This window comes from Bifidobacterium felsineum, from assembly GCF_002802915.1.
In the GTDB taxonomy this organism is placed as follows: Bacteria; Actinomycetota; Actinomycetes; order Actinomycetales; family Bifidobacteriaceae; genus Bifidobacterium; species Bifidobacterium felsineum.
On record NZ_PEBJ01000001.1, the window covers coordinates 749,191 to 771,737 of the forward strand.

General features: G+C 56.9%; 19 protein-coding genes and 1 riboswitch. Of the genes, 10 read left to right on the forward strand and 9 right to left on the reverse strand.

The features are described from left to right. Positions 1-50 precede the first annotated feature (50 nt). Positions 51-1,460, forward strand: coding sequence for an MFS transporter (locus tag CSQ86_RS03065; protein WP_100493600.1), 1,410 nt, complete (start codon positions 51-53; stop codon positions 1,458-1,460). Between the two features lie 82 nt (positions 1,461-1,542). Next, positions 1,543-2,910 carry a guanine deaminase gene (guaD, locus tag CSQ86_RS03070; protein WP_100493601.1) on the forward strand — a complete coding sequence of 456 codons (1,368 nt, stop codon included), beginning with the start codon at positions 1,543-1,545 and terminating at the stop codon, positions 2,908-2,910. A gap of 20 nt (positions 2,911-2,930) precedes the next feature. Here the strand turns inward: guaD and CSQ86_RS03075 are convergent, their stop codons facing one another. Beyond that, the gene (locus tag CSQ86_RS03075; RefSeq protein WP_207761542.1) at positions 2,931-3,989 is read right to left on the reverse strand and encodes an LLM class flavin-dependent oxidoreductase; all 1,059 of its coding nucleotides are present in this window, start codon (positions 3,987-3,989) and stop codon (positions 2,931-2,933) included. 401 nt (positions 3,990-4,390) lie between these two features. Between CSQ86_RS03075 and CSQ86_RS03080 the strand changes: the two genes are divergently transcribed. Together CSQ86_RS03080 and CSQ86_RS03085 are read left to right on the forward strand one after the other, a co-directional pair. Beyond that, positions 4,391-5,890 carry an LLM class flavin-dependent oxidoreductase gene (locus tag CSQ86_RS03080; RefSeq protein WP_100493767.1) on the forward strand — a complete coding sequence of 500 codons (1,500 nt, stop codon included), beginning with the start codon at positions 4,391-4,393 and terminating at the stop codon, positions 5,888-5,890. Between the two features lie 102 nt (positions 5,891-5,992). Next, positions 5,993-7,108 carry an ATP-grasp domain-containing protein gene (locus CSQ86_RS03085; RefSeq protein ID WP_100493602.1) on the forward strand — a complete coding sequence of 372 codons (1,116 nt, stop codon included), beginning with the start codon at positions 5,993-5,995 and terminating at the stop codon, positions 7,106-7,108. Between the two features lie 86 nt (positions 7,109-7,194). On the opposite strand, the gene metK is transcribed toward CSQ86_RS03085, so the two are convergent. Beyond that, complete coding sequence (gene metK, locus CSQ86_RS03090; RefSeq protein WP_100493603.1) at positions 7,195-8,418, reverse strand: methionine adenosyltransferase; 1,224 nt, start codon at positions 8,416-8,418, stop codon at positions 7,195-7,197. Further along, a riboswitch (SAM riboswitch) is annotated at positions 8,414-8,476 on the reverse strand. It overlaps the preceding gene by 5 nt. Before the next feature lie 195 nt (positions 8,477-8,671). Then, entirely contained in the window at positions 8,672-8,986 is a 315-nt protein-coding gene (rpoZ, locus tag CSQ86_RS03095; RefSeq protein WP_033890206.1) for a DNA-directed RNA polymerase subunit omega, read from the reverse strand. A gap of 214 nt (positions 8,987-9,200) precedes the next feature. On the opposite strand from rpoZ, the gene ilvD reads away from it, so the two are divergent. Together ilvD and CSQ86_RS03105 are read left to right on the forward strand one after the other, a co-directional pair. After that, a complete protein-coding gene (ilvD, locus tag CSQ86_RS03100) occupies positions 9,201-11,066 on the forward strand; it encodes a dihydroxy-acid dehydratase (protein WP_100493604.1) in 1,866 nt (621 codons plus the stop codon). Between the two features lie 125 nt (positions 11,067-11,191). After that, positions 11,192-11,710 (forward strand): ClbS/DfsB family four-helix bundle protein, encoded by a 519-nt coding sequence (locus CSQ86_RS03105; protein WP_100493605.1) that lies wholly within the window; start codon positions 11,192-11,194, stop codon positions 11,708-11,710. Positions 11,711-11,869: 159 nt separating this feature from the next. Here CSQ86_RS03105 and CSQ86_RS03110 read toward each other — a convergent pair whose 3' ends face one another. The 6 genes from CSQ86_RS03110 to serB all read right to left on the reverse strand — a co-directional run bounded on the left by CSQ86_RS03110 (position 11,870) and on the right by serB (position 17,602). Then, a complete protein-coding gene (locus CSQ86_RS03110; protein WP_100493768.1) occupies positions 11,870-12,139 on the reverse strand; it encodes a helix-turn-helix transcriptional regulator in 270 nt (89 codons plus the stop codon). A gap of 11 nt (positions 12,140-12,150) precedes the next feature. Continuing rightward, positions 12,151-12,525, reverse strand: a complete 375-nt coding sequence (locus CSQ86_RS10075) for a type II toxin-antitoxin system RelE/ParE family toxin (RefSeq protein WP_100493606.1) — start codon at positions 12,523-12,525, stop codon at positions 12,151-12,153. A 307-nt stretch (positions 12,526-12,832) separates the two neighbouring features. Next, positions 12,833-13,831, reverse strand: a complete 999-nt coding sequence (gene fmt / locus CSQ86_RS03120) for a methionyl-tRNA formyltransferase (RefSeq protein WP_100493607.1) — start codon at positions 13,829-13,831, stop codon at positions 12,833-12,835. Between the two features lie 15 nt (positions 13,832-13,846). Next, on the reverse strand, positions 13,847-14,551 hold the full coding sequence (locus tag CSQ86_RS03125; protein ID WP_100493608.1) for an HAD family hydrolase: 705 nt from the start codon (positions 14,549-14,551) through the stop codon (positions 13,847-13,849). A gap of 75 nt (positions 14,552-14,626) precedes the next feature. Beyond that, positions 14,627-16,846: a primosomal protein N' gene (locus CSQ86_RS03130; RefSeq protein ID WP_100493609.1), complete on the reverse strand. Its 2,220-nt coding sequence runs from the start codon at positions 16,844-16,846 to the stop codon at positions 14,627-14,629. Positions 16,847-16,885: 39 nt separating this feature from the next. Then, positions 16,886-17,602 (reverse strand): phosphoserine phosphatase SerB, encoded by a 717-nt coding sequence (serB, locus tag CSQ86_RS03135; protein ID WP_100493610.1) that lies wholly within the window; start codon positions 17,600-17,602, stop codon positions 16,886-16,888. Positions 17,603-17,640: 38 nt separating this feature from the next. On the opposite strand from serB, the gene CSQ86_RS03140 reads away from it, so the two are divergent. From CSQ86_RS03140 to CSQ86_RS03155, 4 genes are read left to right on the forward strand one after another with little or no spacing between them, the layout of a single operon-like run. After that, positions 17,641-18,339, forward strand: coding sequence for a DedA family protein (locus CSQ86_RS03140; protein ID WP_100493611.1), 699 nt, complete (start codon positions 17,641-17,643; stop codon positions 18,337-18,339). Positions 18,340-18,383: 44 nt separating this feature from the next. Then, positions 18,384-19,970, forward strand: coding sequence for a proteasome ATPase (arc, locus tag CSQ86_RS03145; RefSeq protein WP_100493612.1), 1,587 nt, complete (start codon positions 18,384-18,386; stop codon positions 19,968-19,970). Positions 19,971-19,977: 7 nt separating this feature from the next. Next, positions 19,978-21,657, forward strand: a complete 1,680-nt coding sequence (gene dop, locus CSQ86_RS03150) for a depupylase/deamidase Dop (RefSeq protein ID WP_100493613.1) — start codon at positions 19,978-19,980, stop codon at positions 21,655-21,657. 11 nt (positions 21,658-21,668) lie between these two features. Then, complete coding sequence (locus CSQ86_RS03155; RefSeq protein ID WP_100493614.1) at positions 21,669-22,538, forward strand: inositol monophosphatase family protein; 870 nt, start codon at positions 21,669-21,671, stop codon at positions 22,536-22,538. Positions 22,539-22,547 lie beyond the last annotated feature (9 nt).

Below are 22,547 nucleotides of genomic sequence, written 5' to 3' on the forward strand. Positions count from 1 at the left end.
CACGTTTGAGACTTCCCGCAAAAGAGAGAAAGAAGAAGGAAGAACAAATAATGACACAAACCACTACCACCGCGGTTGCCGATCCCTGGTCCGATCCGGAAACCAGCAACAAGATGGCCATCAAGGCCTTGATCCTGCTGCTGATCACCTTCATCCTCGGCACCCTGTGCCTGCAGGGCTTCAACCTGGTGTTCACCCAGGTTGGTGAAGATGTAGGCGCTCCCGCCCAGGCTTCGCTGATCACCGCATTCCCATCACTGGTGCTCGGTATCGTCTGCTTCATCTACGGCTCGCTCGGCGATTTCGTTTCCCTGAAGAGACTGGTTGTCGCCGGTCTCGTGACCCTGTTGGTCGGTTCCCTGTTCGGTTTCGTGGCGAACTTCTTCTTCACCGCGAACATCTGGACCGTAATCATCGCCCGCGTACTGCAGACCGCTGGTGAGCAGGTGGCCGGTTCCGTGTTCCTGGTCATCGCCGCCAAGTACCTGAAGCCATCGCTGAAGGTCATCTTCTTCGGCTTGTACACCGCCGCCTATCAGCTGTCTGCATCCATCGGCGTGTTCGCGGCCGGCGTGCTGAGCTCCATCGCATGGCAGTACCTGTTCCTCATTCCGGTGGTGACCATCTTCTTCCTGCCGACCCTGCTCAAGAACCTGCCGGGCCGTCAGGGTGGCAACGAGCACGTTGATTGGATCGGTTTCACCATCTTCGGTCTGGCCAGCGCGTTCCTCACCCTGTTCTTCTCCTACATGGCATGGTGGATGCTTGCCGTGGCTGTGGCTTTGTTCGCTATCTTCGCCGTGTACATTCACAAGGCTGCCCGCCCGTTCATTACTCCGGACTTCTTCAAGAACACCCGTTGGCTGGCTGCTATCAGTCTGATTCTGGTGTTCTACTTCACCAACTACTGCATCTCGCCGCTGTTCAACGCCATCGGCACCTCCGTCTACGGCATGACCACTGCCCAGGTCTCCACTTACATCGTGTGGGCCTTCGTTTGCGCCGCCGTGGTCGGCACCTCCTCTGGTTGGATCATCGGTAAGATCGGCCGTCAGCCGGCACTGATCACCGCAGCCTGCCTGATGATCGCAGGCTTCGTGGCCGCCGCCCTCGCCGTCAATGCCGGCTTCCTGGTGCTGACGCTCACCGCATGCCTGTTCTACTGCGGCGTCGGCCTGCTCTACTCCCCGGTGGTCTCCACGGTGATTGACACGTTGCCGCAGAGCGAATCCGGCCGTGGCGTGGGCATGAACGATCTGGTCATGAACGTCACCGCATCCATCGGCATCACCGTCATCGGTGGTCTGATGGGCTCGCAGTCGCTGGCCGGTTCCAGCATCACCGGTGCTACTGGTGCTGCCGCGGGTTACGCCAACCTGCTGCTGATCGGCGGCGGTGTGATGCTGCTCGGCTTGATCGTGTTCCTCATCTTCCGTAAGAAGATCTACAGCCAGAACTGAATATTCAACTGATGCATGGCTCGCATACTGTCTGGTATGCGAGCCTTTTTCACTATTGACAACAAGATAAAGGAAATTATCAATGACGATTACCTTGGCTATTGAAGGTTCAGGTTTCACCTCACGCACCCATGATGAAGTGCATTATTTCGATCATTCGCTATTCCTGATTGATGAGCATGGTGTGATTCAATCAGTGCTCGAGCCAGACGATGAGCGCTATGACACCGAAAAGACGCAGGCACGGGAGAGCGGCAACTACCGCGCCATTGCCGAAGGCTCATATCTGCTTCCAGGATTCATCGATTTGCATGTGCATGCCCCGCAATGGGCTCAAGACGGTACCGGATTGGACGAGCCGCTGGAAGTCTGGCTCGGCAAGTACACATTCCCCACTGAATCCAAATTCGCCGACGAAACATTTGCGCACAAAGTATATGGGGATTTGGTGGGCCGTATGCTCTCCACTGGTACCACCACGGCGGCCTATTACGCGACTGTGCATCGCAAAGGTTCCTTTGTGCTGGCTCAAGAAGCCAATCGTCTTGGCCAGCGCGCGTTGGTGGGCAAAGTGGTCATGGACGATCCTGCGGCCAATCCGGATTACTACCGTGATGCCTCCGCACAAAGCGCCATCGAGGAGACCGAACGATTCATCAACGACGTCGCTGAACTGAACCGGCACAGTGTGCAGGGCGTGTACCCGGTGATCACCCCGCGCTTCATCCCAAGCTGCACCGACGAGGCGTTGCGCGGACTCGGCGAACTGGCGGAAAAGTACAAGACTTACGCCTATATTCAAACCCATTGCAGCGAAAGCGATTGGGAGCATGGATACGCTTACGAGCGGTATGGCCATAGCGACACGCATATGCTGTGTGAATTCGGATTGTTCACCTCTCGGAGCATTCTGGCGCACAGCGTGTACCCCAGTGAAGAGGATATGCGCGTATTTGCGCAAACCGGTGCGATTGCCGTGCACTGCCCGCTGTCCAACGCGTTCTTCGCCGGCGCCGTGGCGCCGATTCGCCGCTATCTGGCTGCCGGCATGCATGTGGCAATGGGCAGTGATATTTCCGGTGGCTACAACCCGGATCTTTACGGAGCGATTCGCCAGGCAGTGACCTCCTCACGCATGCTGGAAACCGGCGTGAACCGTGATATGGCTGCGGGGGAGAGGGGTGTGATGGATAGTGCGCTGACGCTGAACAATGCGTTCTACCTGGCCACCGCCGGCGGCGGTGAATCCTTGGGACTGCCGATTGGCCGCTTGGAGGCAGGCTACGCTTGGGATGCCCAAGTGGTGGATACTACATTCCCAAGCGCGCGTCTGCCGATTTTCGAGTCGAATGAGCCGGCTTCGGATATCTTCCAAAAGATCCTGAACCTCGCCGTGCCTGAGAACATTCGTACCGTCTGGGTGCAGGGCCGTGAGGTCGTCAGCAAGTAGGCAGCCTTGATTCGCAGTGCTTATTGCAATCCGAGTTCGGCTTCTTTCTGACGCACCAACGGGATGACCTGCTCGCTGAACCGCTGCATTTCCTCAAGCTGTGGTGAGAACTGAAGCAGCAGCAGGTTCACGCCGGCACGCTCGTATGCAATGATGCGATCGGCAACATATTCGGGCGTGCCGACGAATCCCGGCCTGAGTCCTCTATTGGACACTGAATAGTCGCGCAAATCGATGTCGACGTTCAAATGAGAGTTACTGACGAACTGCTGGAAGTTATCGTAGGCCTTCGATCCGGGTTTCACGGAGGTGATACGGTCAAGCTCCTGCTGCGCCTCCTCCTCGGTGTCGCGCACGATGATGTAGCCGGCCATGCCGAATCCTTCGAAATCACCACGGCCCTTGTCGCGGCGGCGCTGGTTGAGATCGGCGATCTTATCGCGTAATTCCTCCACAGTGCCGCCGTGGGTCACATACACATCGGCGAACTGGGCGATGGTATTGCGGCCGATCTCGCTCTCACCGCCGGAATACAACGGGATACGTGGTTCCGGCTTGGGCTCGGCCCACGTGTTCTCGTAGTCGTAGTAGTCGCCGTGGAACGTGAAGGGGGAGGGGCCCGACCATAGCCCCTTGAGTACCTTCACGAACTCCAGCGTGCGCGCATACCGGTCATCATGCTCCGGGAACGTGCCGCCGTATTGACGCGCTTCCTCCTGCCACCAACCGGAGACGATGTTGATGGCGAATCGTCCATGGCTGATATTGGCCAAGGTCACCGCTTCCTTGGCCACAATCGTCGGCAGTTTGTACACCGGGCGCAACGCGGCGAGAATGGTCAGGCGTTCGGTGGTCGCCGCAAGCCCGGCGGATACGGTCCAGGCGTCAAGACTTGGTTCGCTGTCGCCTTTGATGTCGTTGAGGTTGAGTTCCGGAACCAGGGTCAGGTCGAAGCCGTGCTGTTCCGCATACTGTGCGATGGTTTTGAGATGCTCGAAATCCGCGGGTGTGTGCTCGTCCTCGACGTTGCGCAGCCATCCCCCGAAGACCGGCGTCCAATATCCGAATGAAATAGTCATGCCCCTCTGTCTATCCGATGACTTCCCGGTTTGGCAAGAGCGAATGCGGAGTGTTCCCATGCGTAAAATCTATGGGCTGTTATCAAGGTGTTCGCATGACTCGCATAACAGGAGCCGTTGCGCGTCGATGCTGGCGTGATAGGCGAAAATTGGCGAAATTTCGCCATTTTTGTGACCTACATCTCATTTGTTTCATCAATGGCAGACCTGATTGCGGCAGCACCTGAGATTGATAGCTGTATATCCATTTTTGTTATATGACCCAGTCACGATTCCGGCACTGTTCCGATGGAAAACCCTGCATAATGGAGCGCAATCCTTGTTCCCGAAGGGGATGGGAAACGAGGAGACGGTGAGTGAAGCTTGCCGACATGCGATACGTGGCACGGAAGGGGATCATCATGAGCGCCACTGCATCACACGGAACACATGCGTCCAATGTCACCATATCCGTCGCCGGTGGTGGCGTCGGTACAGTACCGGCAGGCCCTCTGCTGAACGCTGGCGGGCAACGTGAAATACGGTTCAACGCCTTCGACATGAACTGCATCGGTCATCAAACGTCCGGCTTATGGCGGCACCCACAGGACCATTCACGCCAATACAAGGACCTGGGTCACTGGGTGAACAAGGCGAAACTGTTGGAATCCGGCTACTTCGATGCATTGTTCATCGCCGATGTACTGGGCGTATATGACATCTATGGCGGCAACGCGGACGCCGCCATACGCACTGCCAGCCAGGTTCCGCTGAACGATCCGATTCTGTTAACCAGCGCGATGGCCGCGGTCACCAAGCACCTGGGCTTCGGCATCACCGCAGGAACGGCATATGAGCACCCGTATCCATTCGCCCGCCGTATGTCCACCTTGGATCATTTGACGAAAGGCCGGGTTGGCTGGAATGTGGTGACCGGATATCTGCCAAGTGCCGCGCGTAACTTCGGTGATACCGATCAGCTGAAGCATGATGAACGGTACGATCGCGCCGACGAATACCTTGAAGTGCTGTACAAGCTGTGGGAAGGCTCCTGGCAGGACGACGCGGTCATCGAGGACCGCAAACACGATATATTCGCGGACCCCGCAAAAGTTCATCCCATCAATCATCACGGTAAGTACTACCGGGTTCCGGGCATCCATGTGAGCGAGCCTTCGCCACAGCGCACCCCGGTGATTTTCCAAGCAGGCGCAAGCCCGCGAGGCACAAGGTTCGCAGCGGAAAATGCCGAGGCGATATTCGTGGCCAGCCCCACCGAATGGCAGCTGAAGGAGACGGTTGCACGCATCCGCAAGGCTTTGGAAGACGCGGGAAGAAGCCGATACGATGCGCGCATTTACGCATTGCTTACCGTGATCACTGATGCCACTCACGACAAGGCCGAAGCGAAATACCAGGATTATCTGCACTATGCGTCGGCGGAAGGTGCGCTGGTGCTGAACTCCGGATGGGCTGGAGTGGACCTGTCGCAATACGACTTGGATGCTCCGCTAGGTGAGATTCAATCCAATGCGATCCAGTCCACTGCGGCATCCTTGGCAGCTGCCACCGGCGAGGATGGCAGTGCATGGACGATTCGCGATATTGCCGAACGTACGAAAATCGGTGGATTGGGGCCGGTGTATGTAGGCTCCGGTACGGAAGTGGCCGATTATCTGCAGCAACTGCAAGCCCATACGGATGTGGACGGGTTCAATCTGGCCTATGTAATCAATCCAGGAACATGGGAAGACATTATCCGATATGTGGTGCCAATATTGCAGGAGCGTGGCGTATACCCGCGCTCCTATCGGGAAGGCACATTGCGCAATAAATTATTCGGACGAGGCGATCGTGTGCCCGATAACCATCGAGGTGCGCAATACCGCGTTGGCGGTCCGCTAGGCCCACAGCTGGTCTGAGGTGCAGAACATCACGATATGATTCCCGCACATTGTCGACAACGCACGCAACGATTCGTTTCAGTGACCCACGACTTACGATAAGGACAACGATCAACCATTATGAGTGATTCGACCGCAACCGCACCCAAGGTATATATCGTCCATGAGAATCCTGAATGGATTCCACCGCTGGCCAAAGCCTTTGAAGACGAGCATGTGCCGTTTCAGGAATGGGATATCTCCACCGGCTCGATTGACCTGTTCCAAGAGCCGCCGCAAGGCGTGTTCTGGTCCAGACTTTCCGCATCCTCGCCATCGCGAGACCACCCACACGCCAAGGAGTACGCAAGAGCGCTCTACGCTTGGCTGGAAAGTTATGGGCGCACAGTGGTGAATTCGTTGAACGTGCTGGAGTTGGAAGTCAGCAAAGTGGCTCAATATGTGGCGTTGAAGCGTGCGGGGTTCGACGTGCCGCACACGGTAGCGGTGTTCGGCCGCAACGATCTGCTGGAACGGGCCCGGGCATTCGCCACGCCATTCATTACCAAACACAATCAGGGCGGCAAGGGTCTTGGCGTGCGCAAATTCGAATCATTCGAGGAATTCGAGAGGTTCGTGGTCAGCGACGAATGGCGGGATCCCATTGACGGCGTGACCTTGTTGCAGGAATATGTCGTCACCGCTCAGCCGTTCATCACACGTCTGGAATTCATCGGCGGCAAGCTGCATTATGCGGTGCGCGTCGATACTTCCGGTGGCAAGTTCACATTATGCCCGGCAGATGCTTGTGCGATCGACGATGACGACCATGTTCATGGAGCACAGACCGGCCAAACGCAGGGATTCGCGCCGGCTGCATGTGAGGCGCCGGCGGCTCCTGTGCCACAAGCGGTACGTCGCTTGCCTTCGGCCGCAACCACGCTGACCCTGCAGCGGCAGACGTTGGCCCCCGCGGCATGCGAACCCGAGGTTGCAAGCGGTGTGCCGGCCTTCACTCCTCGCATCGACATCACACGCAATACGCCATTGGTGCAACAGCTGGAAGCATTTCTTGCGGCCCAGCACATTGACATCGCAGGCATCGAATTTTTCGAAACCGCAGACGGACGTACCGTGGTCTACGACATCAACACCAATACGAACTACAATTCCGCAGTCGAAGCCGTGGCCCCTTCCGCAGCGCATGCGGTGGCACGGTACCTGGGAGGATTATTGGCAAAAGAATCCGCAGGCTGATAATGCAAGTGATTGCTTGATTGGTATAAGAAAACCCGCCATGGCGAAGACGGGTTTTCTTAATCCTGTAAAAGGTCCGTGATTACTCAGCGTTCCGCGGCAATGGCGGCCTTGAGCTCTTCGACCTTATTGATCTGCTCCCATGGGAACTCGACATCGGTACGGCCGAAGTGGCCGTAGGCGGCGGTCTTCAAATAGATTGGACGCTTCAGATCGAGCTCGTCGATGATGGCAGCTGGACGCAGATCAAACACCTTGCGCACGGCCGCGGCGATCTGGCCGCGAGTCACGCCCTGCTCGGTACCGAAGGTCTCCACGTTGATGGACACCGGGTCGGCCACGCCGATGGCGTAGGCAACCTGCACTTCAGCCTTGTGTGCCAAGCCTGCGGCGACGATGTTCTTCGCAACCCAGCGGGTGGCGTATGCAGCGGAACGATCCACCTTGGAGGGATCCTTGCCGGAGAACGCGCCGCCGCCATGGTGGGCGGCACCACCATAAGTGTCGACGATGATCTTGCGGCCGGTTAGGCCGGCGTCTGCGGCCGGGCCGCCGAGAATGAAGGAACCGGTAGGGTTGACCAGCTGGCGGTAGCCTTCGTATGGCACCTTGTCGCCAAGTACTTCCTTCAGCACTGGGTCAATGACATGTTCCTTGAGCTGAGCCTCAAGCCATTCGTGGGTGGCTTCAGGATCATGCTGCGTGGAAATCAGCACGGTGTCAAGACGTACAGGCTTATCGTTCTCATCGTATTCCACAGTGACCTGGGTCTTGCCGTCCGGACGTAGATGCGGTACTTCACCGGACTTGCGCACTTCGGTCAGGCGGAAAGCGAGGCGATGAGCCAGATAAATCGGCAGAGGCATCAGCACTGGGGTTTCATCGGTGGCGTAGCCGAACATCACGCCCTGATCGCCGGCACCCTGAGCCTCATAGCGCTCCTCGCGGCTAGCAGCGGTTTCCTGGGCGGCGGTAAGACGGGAAACACCCTGATTGATCTCAGCGCTTTGACCGGTGATGGCGACGATCACGCCGCAGGAATCGGCATCAAGGCCGACTTCGGAGGAAGTGTAACCGATGTTACGTAGTGTTTCGCGGACTTTGGATTGAACGTCGCAGTAACCCTCGGAAGTGACTTCGCCGAACACCAGGAATACGCCGGTTGCGGCAGAGGTCTCCACGGCAACATGGCTCGTGGGGTCTTGGGCGAGAAGGTCGTCAAGAATGGCGTCGGAGATTTGATCGCAAACCTTGTCGGGGTGGCCTTCGGTCACGGATTCTGCGGAAATAAGCCGCTTCTCTTCAGTCATATCATCCCTTTCACTAGGACTTATCGCCCCGCGCAAGCGAGCGAGGCACAATGATACGGTTTTTTAATTGTTGATACAGCAGGGCGGACATAACAAAAGGGCTCGTGCCAACCAGCGCGGTGGCACGAGCCCTGTGCATGTTTGCTCTTGTTCGATTTATAGCCTATCGATGGTGCTAAAGCAAGTGTGTCAGTAGAAAAACTGCGAGTGACTTACCTTACATCAATAGTTTCAATCGGGGAGCGAGGGTCTATCAGTTGCCTTCGTTGACGTCGTCCTCGCCCAAGGTCTCCTCGAGCAGGCCTTCGTCGATCTCGCGGAATGCGATGGACAACGGCTTCTCGTTGTTCTGGTATTCCACCAGCGGGCCGACGTTCTGCAGCAGACCCTCGTTGAGTTGGGTGAAGTAGGAGTTGATCTGACGGGCACGCTTGGCGGCGAAAATGGCCAGCGCGTACTTGGAGTCGGCGTGCTTCATCAGGTCGTCAATCGGCGGATTTGCAAGACCGGTGGGGTGCGGGTCAGTGCCGAACGCCTCGTTACCCTTAACCTCGGTATCTTCTGCCATAAGTATGTGTCTCCAAACGTTGGAAAATCTATCTCAACCGAAGCAAGTGTAGCCTTGCGCCGGGACTTATGGTTGCTGCTGTAATCCGCCGTTACCTACCAGTTTTCACAGAAGAAACTGCCGTGGCAGGGTGTGAAAAAGGTTACGTTTTTGAAAATTCCAATATTCGACTCTTGACAAGAGCCGTGTCCCATGCAAGGGCTTGAATGGGACTATGACTGAAATGCGATCTGCAAAACTCATGTCCGGCCGCGTCTTCGCAGGCGCGCGCGCCCTGTATCGTGCCGCTGGCGTCAGCGGCGACGACATGGGCAAGAAGCCCATCATCGCCATCGCGAACTCCTTCGACGAGTTCCTGCCTGGCCATGTCCACCTGAACAAGGTGGGCCGTCTCGTCTCCGAAGCCATCAAGGAAGCTGGCGGCATTCCCCGCGAGTTCAACACGATGGCCGTGGATGACGGCATCGCCATGGGCCACACCGGTATGCTCTACTCCCTGCCTTCCCGCGATATCATCGCCGACACCGTTGAATACCAGTGCAACGCCCACTGCGCCGACGCTCTGATTTGCATCCCGAACTGCGACAAGGTGGTTCCGGGCATGCTGATGGCCGCACTGCGACTCAACATCCCGACAGTGTTCGTCTCCGGCGGCCCGATGGAAGCCGGTACCACCGTGCTGGCCGACGGCACCGTCAAGAAGAACACTGACCTTATCTCCGTGATGTACGCCTCCGCAGATGACAACGTCTCCGAAGAGGACCTCCTCAACTACGAGAAGACCGTCTGCCCGACCTGTGGTTCCTGCGCCGGCATGTTCACCGCCAACTCAATGAACTGCCTGACCGAGGCCATCGGCCTGGCACTGCCGGGCAACGGCACGATCCTGGCCTCCCACTCCTACCGTAAGGACCTGTTCAAGCGTGCCGCCGAACAGGTGGTCAAGATCGCCAACCAGTACTACCGCGATTCCGACGATTCCGTGCTGCCGCGCTCCATCGCCACCAAGGAAGCCTTCGAGAACGCCATGACCATGGATGTGGCCATGGGTGGTTCCACCAATACCGTGTTGCACATCCTGGCCATGGCCCAGTCCGCAGACGTGGACTTCACGCTGGATGATATTGAGCGCATTTCCCACACCGTGCCCTGCATCTGCAAGGCTTCGCCATCTGGCAAGTGGGAGATTTCCGACGTGCACCGCGCAGGCGGCATCACCGGCATTCTGGGCGAACTCGACCGCGCCGGCAAGCTGCACCGCAATGTGCACTCCATCGACTACCCGACCCTTGAGGACAAGCTCAACGATTGGGATATCATGCGCCCGACCTGCACCGAGGAAGCCAAGCATATGTACAAGGCCGCTCCTGGTCACATCATCTCCCCGGAGCCGTGGACGCACACCACGCTGTTCGACACGCTCGACACCGACCGTGAGCACGGCGCCATCCACGACATTAACCACCCGGAGATTCACGAGGGCGGCCTCGCCGTGCTGCGTGGCAACCTGGCTCCCGACGGCTGCGTGGTGAAGACCGCAGGCGTGCCGCAGGAGATCTGGAAGTTCCGTGGACCGGCTCTGGTGGTTGAATCCCAGGAGCAGGCCATCAAGGTGATTCTGGACGACACCTTGAAGCCTGGCATGGCTCTGGTGATTCGTTACGAAGGCCCGAAGGGTGGCCCGGGCATGCAGGAAATGCTGTACCCGACCTCCTTCGTCAAGGGCAAGGGCATCGGCAAGCAGGTGGCCATGCTCACCGACGGCCGTTACTCCGGCGGTTCCTCCGGTTTGGCCATCGGTCATATCGCTCCTGAGGCTGCCAACAAGGGCCCGATCGCACTCATCAAGAACGGCGACATCATCAACATCGATATCGAGAACCGTTCGGTGAACGTCGAACTGACCGACGAGCAGCTGGCCGAGCGCCGCGCCGAGCTCGAAGCCGGCGACGGCTACGTGGCTCACCGCGACCGCAAGGTCTCTCAGGCGCTGAAGGCCTACGCCGCCTTCGCCCGCTCCGCCGACAAGGGTGCTACGCGAGATCCTGAGCTGATCAACAAGCTTTCCGGCCTCGCCTGATAGCTCATTCGGCGTAATTAAGGGGTTCGGTGCTTCCGATTTGATGGAGGCGCCGAACCCCTTACTATATGTCTGTGCTTTTGAACATTAGATATGATAAATAGATTTTTATAGGGACTAATTGTATGAAAAAATATGCAAATAAAGAGGAGCTGAAAGCTGAAATAAAAAAGTCATTTGAAAAATATATTTCGGAATTTGATAATATACCAGAATCCTTAAAAGATAAGAGGGCCGATAGCGTTGATAGGACTCCTGCTGAGAACCTCGCTTATCAAGTTGGATGGACGACATTGGTCCTTAAGTGGGAAGAGGACGAAAGAAACGGACTTCCGGTACATACTCCATCAGATGATTTTAAATGGAATCAACTTGGTGAGTTATACCAATGGTTTAATGATGAGTACGCTCATCTATCACTCGATGTTTTAAAAGCTCAATTAGAAGAAAACGTTAATTCTTTATATGCATTGATTGGTTCGATGAGTGAAGAGGAATTATTTACTCCACACATGAGGAAATGGGCTGATGAAGCAACTAAAACAGCAGTGTGGGAAGTCTATAAGTTCATACATGTGAATACTGTTGCACCATTTGGGACCTTTAGAACAAAAATCAGAAAATGGAAAAAGATAGTGCTATAGATTTTGCATGACAAGCATCAATAATGATTGATGAATCTGATTGTTGCAAAACGGTACTTTGCATCCGTTGAGCACACCATTATTGCAGTACGGAATTAGACAAATCGGTAGGTAAGGATGTTGATATGTCTAATGAAGTAGGAGCCTAAGCAATACCAATCAAGAGATGATGACGGATGCGCGTTTGCCCATAGCCTGGGCAAGTGCGTCAAGGGTCCGGATGGACGGGCTGATTCGAGCTTTCTCGATTCGGTTAATAGTGCTGCGGGAAATATGCGAGAGCGATGCAAGCTGTTCTTGGGAGAGTCCTGCTTCTTCACGTGCCCGCATAAGCACTACGGCTGCATCAAGTCGACGGCTCTCCTCTTCGATTTCCTCGCGCGCGATAGGGTTGTCCTTGACCTTTGCGAGATGTTGTTCGAAACTCATGGTAGGCATAATCAGTGCTCCTCCCGTTCATATTGATTTTTAATGCGGTGTGCTCGTTCGATTTCAATTCTGGGTGTTTTCTGCGTTTTCTTAGTAAAACCGTGCGTAATGATGTATTGGATTCCGTCGAAGTGGAAGTAACAGACGCGTTGAATATTATTCGATTGCTGTGATCGTATCTCCCATATATCGTTATCCAGTTTCTTGACCCATTGCATTCGCAATGCTGTGGGAATGCCGTAATACTCGATACGGTCGATGAGCGCATCAAGTTTATGTGCATCCTTTGCGGGTAAACTTTTGTACCAATCCTCGAAAGGACTGGATCCGTCGTTGTTGATATAAATCTCAAACGATACTTTTCTTTTACTTTCGCAGTGTAGCATATTTGCCTCTTAACTGCTGTCTTCGTTGATTTCTGACCTCGTTGTCGTTTTTCCTGTGACTAAAACCGTAAAGCGGCTGGGTAATGCTTGTCTACTTGAATCGACTTATGTGGTTCGAGCTTGTCGAGTTATCCACATTCCAGTGTTATTCGGCTAGTTGATGGATTAATTGTGCATGTCCGTGTGTGCGTGGTTCGAGCATTATGGGTTCTTAGAACAGCCCTAAGGTTCAGGCGGTGTAAAATGTACAGCCAGAGCGGCGTGAAATGTGCAACCGCTCTGACTGCACAGCGATATGGTGAAGCTGCTACTTCACACAGGCGGAATTGCTGAGGCGGGCACCGCGGGCCCAGTCGGCGGCACGCATGGCTTTCTTGCCTTGCGCTTTGACTTGGGTGAGTTCCAGCGCAGTGGTGCCGGTGCCGACCCAGACGTTCTTCTTGCCGGTTTTGATTTCGCCGGGCTGCAAGTCGGTGGGAGTATTCGGATTGGTCGTGCCCGCCGGCTGAGCTGCAAGCACATGTAGCGTGAGTGGCTGGGCGGAAGCTGCAGCGGACTCAGTGTCTGCATCTTCTGGCAGGCCTTCCGCATATAGCTTGGTCCATGCGCCGGGGTGCGGGGTACAGGCACGGATCTGACGGTCAATGGCCTCAGCCGAATCAGCCCAGTTGATACGCGCATCCTCAACGGTGATCTTGTGCGCGTATTCCAGGCCTTCAGCCGGCTGCGGTGTGAACGTGGCCGTGCCATCGCCCACGGCGGCCAGCGCATCCACATACATGGGTGCGCCTTCCTCCGCCAAACGCTCAAGCAGCTCGCCGGAAGTCTCACGGCCGGTAAGCTGCATGGTCATTGAAGCCACGATAGGACCGTCATCCAGGCCTTCGCCCACTTTGAACACATCGGCACCGGTGGCGGCGTCTCCTGCCCAGATGGCACGTTGTGCCGGGGCAGCGCCGCGCCACTTCGGCAGATTGGAGAAGTGCAGGTTGTACCAGCCCATCGGCACCGCATCAAGCACATTTTTCGGCAGAATATTGCCATAGGCAATCACGGCGGCGATATCCGCGCCGAGTGCGTTGAGCGCATCCAGAAACTCGGGGGAGCGTGGCTTGGTGTCGATGATTGGTAGCCCCAGCTCCAATGCCGCCGCCTTCACCGGGCTGGGCATCAGTTTGCGGCCGCGGCCGGTAGGCGCATCCGGTCGGGTGATGACACCCACCACGTCAAAACGCGGGTCGGCGGCGAACGCCTTCAGGGAAGGCACTGCCACATCAGGGGTACCTGCGAACACCAGTTTCAGCATAAATCTCCTTATGGTTTATTGAACGTTGGGGATGTTGACACCGTTGGCGATAAGCAGTTGACGAAGCTTCACTGGATCCTGGAAGCGCATGCCACGAATGCCCACGGCATTGGAGCCTACGATATTCATGGCCTTGTCGTCGATGAACACCGCGCCTTCGGCCTTGATGCCGAATTCCTTCAGTGCGGCCTCATAGATCTCCTTGTGCGGCTTGCGTAGCTTCACAAAGCCGGAAACCAGCTTGCCGTCGAGCTGCTGCAGGATATCGCACTGCTCCTCGGCCACATGGAACAGGCTGGCCTCCCAGTTGCTCAGGCCCCATACGCCAATGCCGGCGGCCTTTAAGTCATTGACCAGCACGCGTGCGCCCGGCACAATACCGGTCAGGGAATCGCGGAAGTTGTCGATATAGTACTGGAGTATATCCGCCCACTTATCGCCTTTATCCTTGCGCATGATGGCGATGGCTTCATCGGTGTCCATGCCACCATCCATCAGATCATTGACGTCGTAGAAGCCGGAAATGTCATTATCCAGGAATTCGTCGATGGTCTTCTGGCTGTAACGGGGAATGAGCACAGCAGCAGGATCCCAGTAAATCAGCACATTGCCGAAATCGAAGATTACGTCAGTGATTGGTTTGCCGGCGTTGGCGGCGGCTTCGCCGTCTGCCACCAGCACGTCGTATTCCATATCCGGTTCTCCTGGCCAACCCTTCATTGCAGCCTCTTTCTGTAGTAGTGGATATGTATCAGGTTCTATGGTTCCATGTGTAGGCGACTGTTGCGCCACCGTTTAAATCAAATCCTTTGGATCGACCCGGAATCGCAATTCGCCCGGTTCGCGGGCCGCCACATGGCGGGCTGTTTCCCGCTGCAGCCGTTCAGCGAGTTCAGCGCGTTCGGTTTGTGGTACACGCACTACCGCTTTCACACGATCGGCTGTGGCTTCCAGTTCGCGGGCGTCCACGGTTTCCGGTTGAGGTATTGGAACCGGCCCCAACATGCCGGGCAGTTCGCCGCATACAGCCCAGTCGCCGCCGAGCGCGCCGATGCGTTGCATCAGTGTCATCACAGCATCTCGGCGGCCCCATACGCAAGCCGCTGCCACAGCAGGAGGCATGCCGGTTTCCACGCGTTCCTCCATGTCTTTGGCGGCGAGAATGCGTGAATCCCATACCATCAGAGATTGCGCTATCGCAGGATCCGTTTCTCCCAGAATCAATGCCTGGCCCTTGCGCGACCTTGGTGCGCATAGCGAGATCGCGCGCATCCATGCGGTCAGCGTATCCAAACGGGCATCCACACCCAACGCATACAGGCTTGTCCACGCGTCAAGAATCGCCACGGCACGGTATTCACGGCCTGCCGCCCCTTGAGAAGCTTCCACCGGATGCACGCGCGGCTCGAATCCTGGTGTGGCGATAACAATCATCGGCTTGGCCGGCACATCCGCCACCAAGCCTCGCGCCTTGCTGGACACCACCACCGGCACACCGCGGAACAGGCCGGCGAGTTCCTGGGCGGTTCCAGCCGCACCCACACGCACCACACGCATCCGTTCATGCTTGCAGGCAGGACATGCCCAATGCAAAGCTGGAGCCCCGCACCATCGGCAGCGCGGCGTATTATCCGCACAGTCGGACGGCACTTGCAATGGTCCGGCACATTTCGGGCAACGGGCCTGCCGATGGCAATGTGCACAGCTCAAAGTCTCACTCATACTGTCTTGCGGAATGGAGAGCAGCACAGGGCCGTTTTCCAACGCTTTACTCAGCACGCGCACAGCGGTATGTGGCACACGTGCCCCGATAGTGGGGTCAGCAAGTCGAGACAATTCCTCACGATTCAGCCAGCGCACCCACGGTGTTGCATCCTTCAACGGGGAAGACAACGGATGAATCGCCGTCGAGAAACCACTCACCGGTGTCTCCACCGTGTCCGGCCCGGCATTTTCCCAATGGCTTTGCGGGGTGCGCGCATTGGCCATGGCCACGAATACACCACCATGAGCTTTGGCGCGAAGTCGCATCACACCACGAGCCTGCGGGTAGGGCATCATGCCATCCATATTCTGGTAGGCGGCATCCTCAAGAATCGCAAACAACGCAGGTCCCTCAACTGGCGCATACGCGACGGCGCGCGTGCCGATCACCACTTTCACCTGCCCCAGCGCCACCGCCAGATAAGTACGGTACCGGTCAGCGGCGGGCATCGCTTCGGCATTGAGTACAGCCACATCACCTACCCAACCGCCGTTTGCGGCCGGAGCAAAAGGCGTCAGCCCGTAGTTGCGTAATACTGGTAGCAAATCGTTGACCTCGCGCATGGTCGGCAACTCCACCACAGCGCATTTACCTGCCGTCAGCGCCGTGGCCACCATCCAGGCCATATCCTTCTGCCACTCCTGCGCGCCGGGCATCAGGTCAAACACGAACGCCTGGAAACGATTGCCGGTAAGCGATTCCTGCAGCACATGGGCGTCACCGTAATTGGCGCTTATGCGTTGGTATCCTTGTTCAGCGCCTTTGAGAGCCTGAGGGGCGAGCCGACGTGTTAACGATGCCGCCAATCGTTGTTCGGCCTCGACTTTGGCCACGCGCGGGGGAACCGCAAAACGAAGGATATTCGCGCGCGTGCCACCGTATGCTTCAGCAATCAACGAAATATCCTCGCGCATGGATTCCGGCACCAAGATGTCAGAACTCACCACACGCTCCAGATACCGCAGCGAAGAGCGCGGCGTGGCACTGGTGGCAGCACGATTCCAAATCACGCCATTGACCCGCTGCCCGCCGAACCGAACACGGACCAGTACGCCGGGCTGCGCCGCATCGCTGTCTTTCTCATCAACGAGATAGTCGAACGTCTGCCCCAAATGCAGGGCCTGTACCTCCAACACCACTTGGGCTATGGGATTATGCTCGGCTGGCGTATGCTCCGCGGGCGCGCGTTTACGCCGTTTGCGTGGAGCAAGCCCCGCAAACGCCAACTGTTCCGCACCCTCAAAAGTCATGGCACCACTATAAGCGTGGATTTTGAGGAGGGAAAATTTTTACCTCAGGTAATCCAGCACCAAACGCAAGTCGCGAGTATTAATGGCCTCATCGGCGGCAAGCTGCGTCTTCGGTTTTGCGCAGAACGCAAGACCAAGGCCTGCGGCCTGAATCATAGGAATATCATTCGCGCCGTCGCCCACGGCCACCGTCTGGCTCATCGGTACGCCAAGACGCTCCGCCCAAGCGCGCAACGCATGCAATTTCACCGTCTTGCAGACGATCTCACCGAGCACCTGACCGGTCAGCTTGCTGTCCTCGACCTCAAGACGATTCGCGATCCAGAAGTCGATGTTGCCTTCCGCGGCAAGACGGTCCACCACCTCATGGAATCCGCCCGACACCACGCCGACCTTCCATCCATGCGCATGCAGGGTGTCAATCAGCTCCAAAGCGCCATTGGTGAAATGCAGCTTGTCGTGCACGGTATCGAATACCGAGACAGGCAGACCTTTCAGCAATGCAACACGGGCACGCAGCGCATCGCAGAATTCCAACTCGCCGCGCATGGCCCGCTCAGTCACTTCGGAGATTTCCTCGCCCTTGCCGGCTGCCTCACCCAACTCATCGATGACCTCTTCATCGATCAGCGTGGAATCCACATCCATCACCAGCAGCCCCGGCTTGCTCAATGTCGGGGCTGCGAAATCCACAGAGACTTCCCCAACCTCGGTCTCATCGGACTTGTCAACAAAGTGCACATCTTCTTGCGTCATGCCTTAGATTGTCGAAAAACCTTGGGACAATACCCGCTATGAGTTTTTCCCCCGAGCTTGTCGTCGCTCTCGCGGCAGAGCCTACCCCTATCTGTACTGCATCCGATGGCGGGTTGATTGGTGCCATCACCGAATGGCTCATCACCGTAATGGAAACCATCGGCGGTGTTGGCGTGGCGCTTGCCATAGCCCTCGAATCTGTATTCCCTCCTATTCCTTCCGAAGTGATTCTGCCACTCGCCGGCTTCACGGCTGCGCGCGGAACTCTGAGCTTGCCCGGCGCTATCATCTGGGCGACCATCGGATCCGTGCTCGGCGCATGGGCCTTGTACGGCATTTCCCGCTGGGTTGGCCTGCATCGCATCAACCGCGCCGCGGACATGATTCCGGGAGTGAGCCGCAAGGATGTGGGTAAAGCGAACGACTGGTTCACCAAATACGGCACTTGGTCGGTGCTGATCGGCCGTGTGATTCCCGTGGTGCGCTCGCTGATTTCGATTCCAGCCGGCTTCAATCGTATGAATTTCCTGCAATTCACCGGATGGACGTTGCTCGGTTCCGTCATCTGGAACACGGTTCTCGTCTCCGCCGGCTACCTGCTTGGCGACCAGTGGTGCTCCATCCAAGGCGCACTTGGCGTGTTTGAAGATGTGGTTATCGCAGCGGTGATTGTGGTCATCGTTTGGTTCGTTGCGCGCAAAGTGCGTACTGTGGTACGTAGTCGAAAACAGCAATAAGCCAAGCCGTACGAAGCATTTGCTCGTGCAGTCAAGGAAGTCGAATGAGCGAAGCAGAAGATCTTGCCGCATTGAATGATCGGTTGATGGCGCGTAATCATGCGCTCGCCGAGGCATTGTCTCGCGCAGGCAAGGAACTGACTAAAGCCAAATCGCAGTTGGCTCAGTTGGCGCAGCCTCCGCTGACCTTCGCCACGATGGTCAAGGTGGATTCCTCGCACATCGACGCGGACGGTGTCCAGCATGCCTCGGCGGAAGTGATTTCCGGTACTCGTCGCATGGTGGTGCCGGTGGCGGCGAACGTCAATGCTGCCCGCCTGACCGCTGGAGCCACGGTGATGCTCAATGAGAAGCTCGTATTGGTGGAACAGCGGGATAGTGACACTGTCGGCCAGGTTCGTGCGGTGAAAGAAACGTTGGATGACGGTCGTCTGATCGTCGCCGATGCATCCGGCAACCCTACGTTGATTCGCCGAGCAGGTGCTTTGGCGCATATCACGATTAGCCAAGGCGACCGTGTGATCGTTGACCCGTCCGTGCGCTTGGCCTTGGAAGTGTTGCCGGTTGAGGAGGACAAGGATCTCGTGCTCGAAGAGACCCCGGATGTCAGTTTCGCGGATATCGGTGGCCTTGACGCTGAAATCAGCCGCATTCGCGACGCTGTGCAGCTGCCGTTCCAACATCGCGCATTGTTCCAACGCTACGACCTGAAGCCGCCAAAGGGCGTGCTGCTCTATGGTCCGCCTGGCAACGGTAAAACGATGATCGCCAAAGCCGTGGCCAATGCGTTGTGCGAAGGCGGCTATGATGCCGATGGCGACGGTACGGTGGATGATTCCGAACGCATGGTCAAAGGCGTATTTCTGTCCGTCAAGGGTCCGGAACTGCTCAACAAGTACGTGGGCGAATCCGAGCGGTTGATTCGGCTGATTTTCCAGCGCGCCCGCGAACGTGCCGCCGAAGGCCGGCCAGTGGTGGTGTTCATCGATGAGATGGACTCACTGCTGCGTACCCGCGGTTCCGGCGTTTCCTCGGATGTGGAGACCACCATTGTGCCGCAGTTCCTTTCCGAGCTCGACGGTGTGGAATCGCTGGATAATGTGATGGTGATTGGTGCATCCAACCGTGTGGACATGATTGATCCGGCGGTGCTGCGTCCGGGGCGTCTTGATGTGAAAATTCGCATCGGCAGGCCTCGCAGGGACCAGGCCATGGCTATCGTCAGCCATTACTTGACCGACGACCTGCCGTTGGAATCCGGTGTGGATGCTCATGCGCTTTCCGCAGTGCTGGTGCGAGACATCTACGAAACCTCTGAGCGTCGTCATATTTGCGATGTGCAAGGTGAATCCGGCCAGTGGTCCGCGTTGTTCCTGGCCGATGTGGTCTCCGGCGCAATGCTGAAGAACATTGTGGACCGAGCTAAAACGCGTGCCGTCAAACAATCGATTGAATCCGGGGAGGACGTGGCGTTGACCATACCGTTGCTGGCCGCGGCCGTGGAAGACGAATTCCAGGAGACCCGGGACTCTATGGCGGATGTGGATCCCGAGCAATGGTCCCGCATCAACGGCATGGATCCCGTGCGACGCATTCGCCCGATTATGCAGTCCGACTACAGTCAGAGGTGACAGAGACATGACCGTTCAACGAGTGATGGGTACGGAGACTGAATATGCGGTCTCGCTCAAAGGCTCCGGACATTACAACCCGGTGCAGCTTTCCTTTGATGTGGTCAATGGGGCCGCGGACCAGCACAGCAAGTCGATTCGCTGGGATTACCGGCAGGAGGATCCAGTCAACGATGCGCGTGGCACTCGACTGGAACGTGCCGCCGCCCGACCGGATATGTTGACGGATTCCCCGCAGCTCAACATCACCAATGTGATTGTTCCCAACGGTGGACGAGTCTATGTGGATCATGCTCACCCCGAATACTCGGCTCCGGAAACCACAGACCCGTTCGAAGCCGTACGCTACGACCATGCCGGCGACCTCATCATGCAAGCCGCCACTGAGCGCGCTTCCGAAGCCACCGGGACCCCGATTGCATTGCACCGCAACAATGTGGACGGCAAAGGCTCAAGCTGGGGCACGCATGAAAACTATATGATGCTGCGCAGCGTGCCATTCAGCCAGGTAGCTCGGCTTATGACCTTGCACTTCGTTACCCGCCAGATTTACGCCGGCTCAGGGCGCGTGGGGATTGGCGAACACAGTGAAACGGCCGGTTTCCAATTGAGCCAGCGCGCCGACTACATTCATTCCAAGGTTGGCTTGCAGACCACGTTCGAACGCCCCATCATCAACACGCGTGATGAATCCCATTCCACCGATGAATTCCGTCGCCTCCATGTGATCGTAGGTGACGCCAATCGCATGCAAGTGCCACAGGTCTTGAAACTCGGTACCACCAGCATGCTGTTATGGCTGTTAGAGCATGCCGAGGAAGCGGATTTTGATATCGATGCATTCCTCGATGAGCTGGAATTAGCCGACCCGGTGGAAGTCATGCACGCGGTCTCGCATGATTTGACGCTTGCCGCTCCGCTCGAGCTGGAGCACGGTGGGGAAACCAACGCTTGGTTGATTCAGCTGAAACTGCGTCAGGCTGTTTATCAGGTGGCGGCGCTGGTCGACGGCACGGATACCACGGGCGAGCCAGCTTGGCCTGATAAGTCCACCACCTCGGTCATGGCGATGTGGGGGCAGGCGCTCGCCGACGTTGCCGCCATCCGTCATGCCGACAATGATGATGCGCGATTGGCGTTGAGCAATGAAGCCAGCCGTGTGGAATGGCTGTTCAAATGGCAGTTATTGGAGAAAATGCGACGCAAGATTGCTGCTGCATCAGAGGCAGAGGATGCCGCAAACACATCGTTTGGCTGGAACAGCCCTAAGCTCAAGGTCATTGATCTTGCATGGGCGGCGTTGGACCCAAAAACCAGCGTGTTCGCCAAATTGGAATCTCGCACTGAGCGTGTGGTGCGTGCGGAGGACGTTGCACAGGCGGCAACGGAGCCTCCTGAACATACCCGCGCATGGTTGAGAGGCAGGTTGGTCAGCAAGTTCGGCAGTGAAGTCGCCGCGGTCAGCTGGTCTAAACTGACTGCACGCGATTTGCAAACTGTATCAGAGGGTAACTCCGCCGAATTCTACGGTAACGCCAGCCATGCTGCCGCCTCATCCGCAAACCTGTTTTCCTTGGACACCTCCAATCCATTACGATTCACCAAACAGGATTGCCAAACCAAGCTTGATGCGGCGGAACACGCCATTGATCTGCTGAAGGCTCTGGCCATCACCACGGAAGGTTAGACTGGATTGTTATGGAAGACACAACGACACAGAGTCCACAGGAACTGCGCAGTCTTGCGCTGACGGTAGCCGCTCTCCTTGAAGAGGCCGGTAAACATGCCCTCCATGATCAGATCAATCCTCGCAATATCGTGCAAACCGTTGCCGATAACGATTCATTGCGGGGCAATCGCTACAAGCTGGAAGCCGACGGTAAGATTCTGCGCTTTATGAGTACGCGCCTTGCCGATATCGCACATTTCGATGGCTTCTGGTCCACGCGTCCGGCAAACAGCCGTCCAGGACAGCGATACTGGTACATCGGCAAGATCGACGGCGTCATCAACTATGTGCGCCGTATGAGCGAATGGACGCTGACCGCGGCACTGTTCGAATTCGATGAGAACAATGAGCCGAAGCCGATTCTCGGTGTGGTGCACGCTCCTGCACTGGGCCTGACCTATTTGGCTGCCAAAGGCGCGGGTGCGGTGCGCATCCATAAGACCGCGGTTGGTGAGAAGCGAGACAAGGTCGTGCCGTCCATGACCTCTTCGTTGGATGGTTCCGTGTTGAGCTATGGCATGTCGTTCCTGCCAGGCGAATCGCAACGTGCATTGGATGTGGCCTCTGCTCTGGTGGCCGGCAAGCCCGCCGACATCAAACGCGTCGGTCCGGCCTCCTTGGATTTGTGCAAGGTGGCGGATGGCACGTATGACGCCTACTTCGAGCCGATGCTGCACGTGTGGGATATCCCCGCCATTGCCGCCGGCACCGTGGTGGTGTGGGAGGCGCAGGGAACCCTGAGCCGCTGGGATGGCGACCGCATCCATTGGCGTCATGACAATGACGTGGTGGCCACCAACGGCCTTATCGTCCGTGACCTCAAGCAATACCTGAAATAGAAGAAGGCA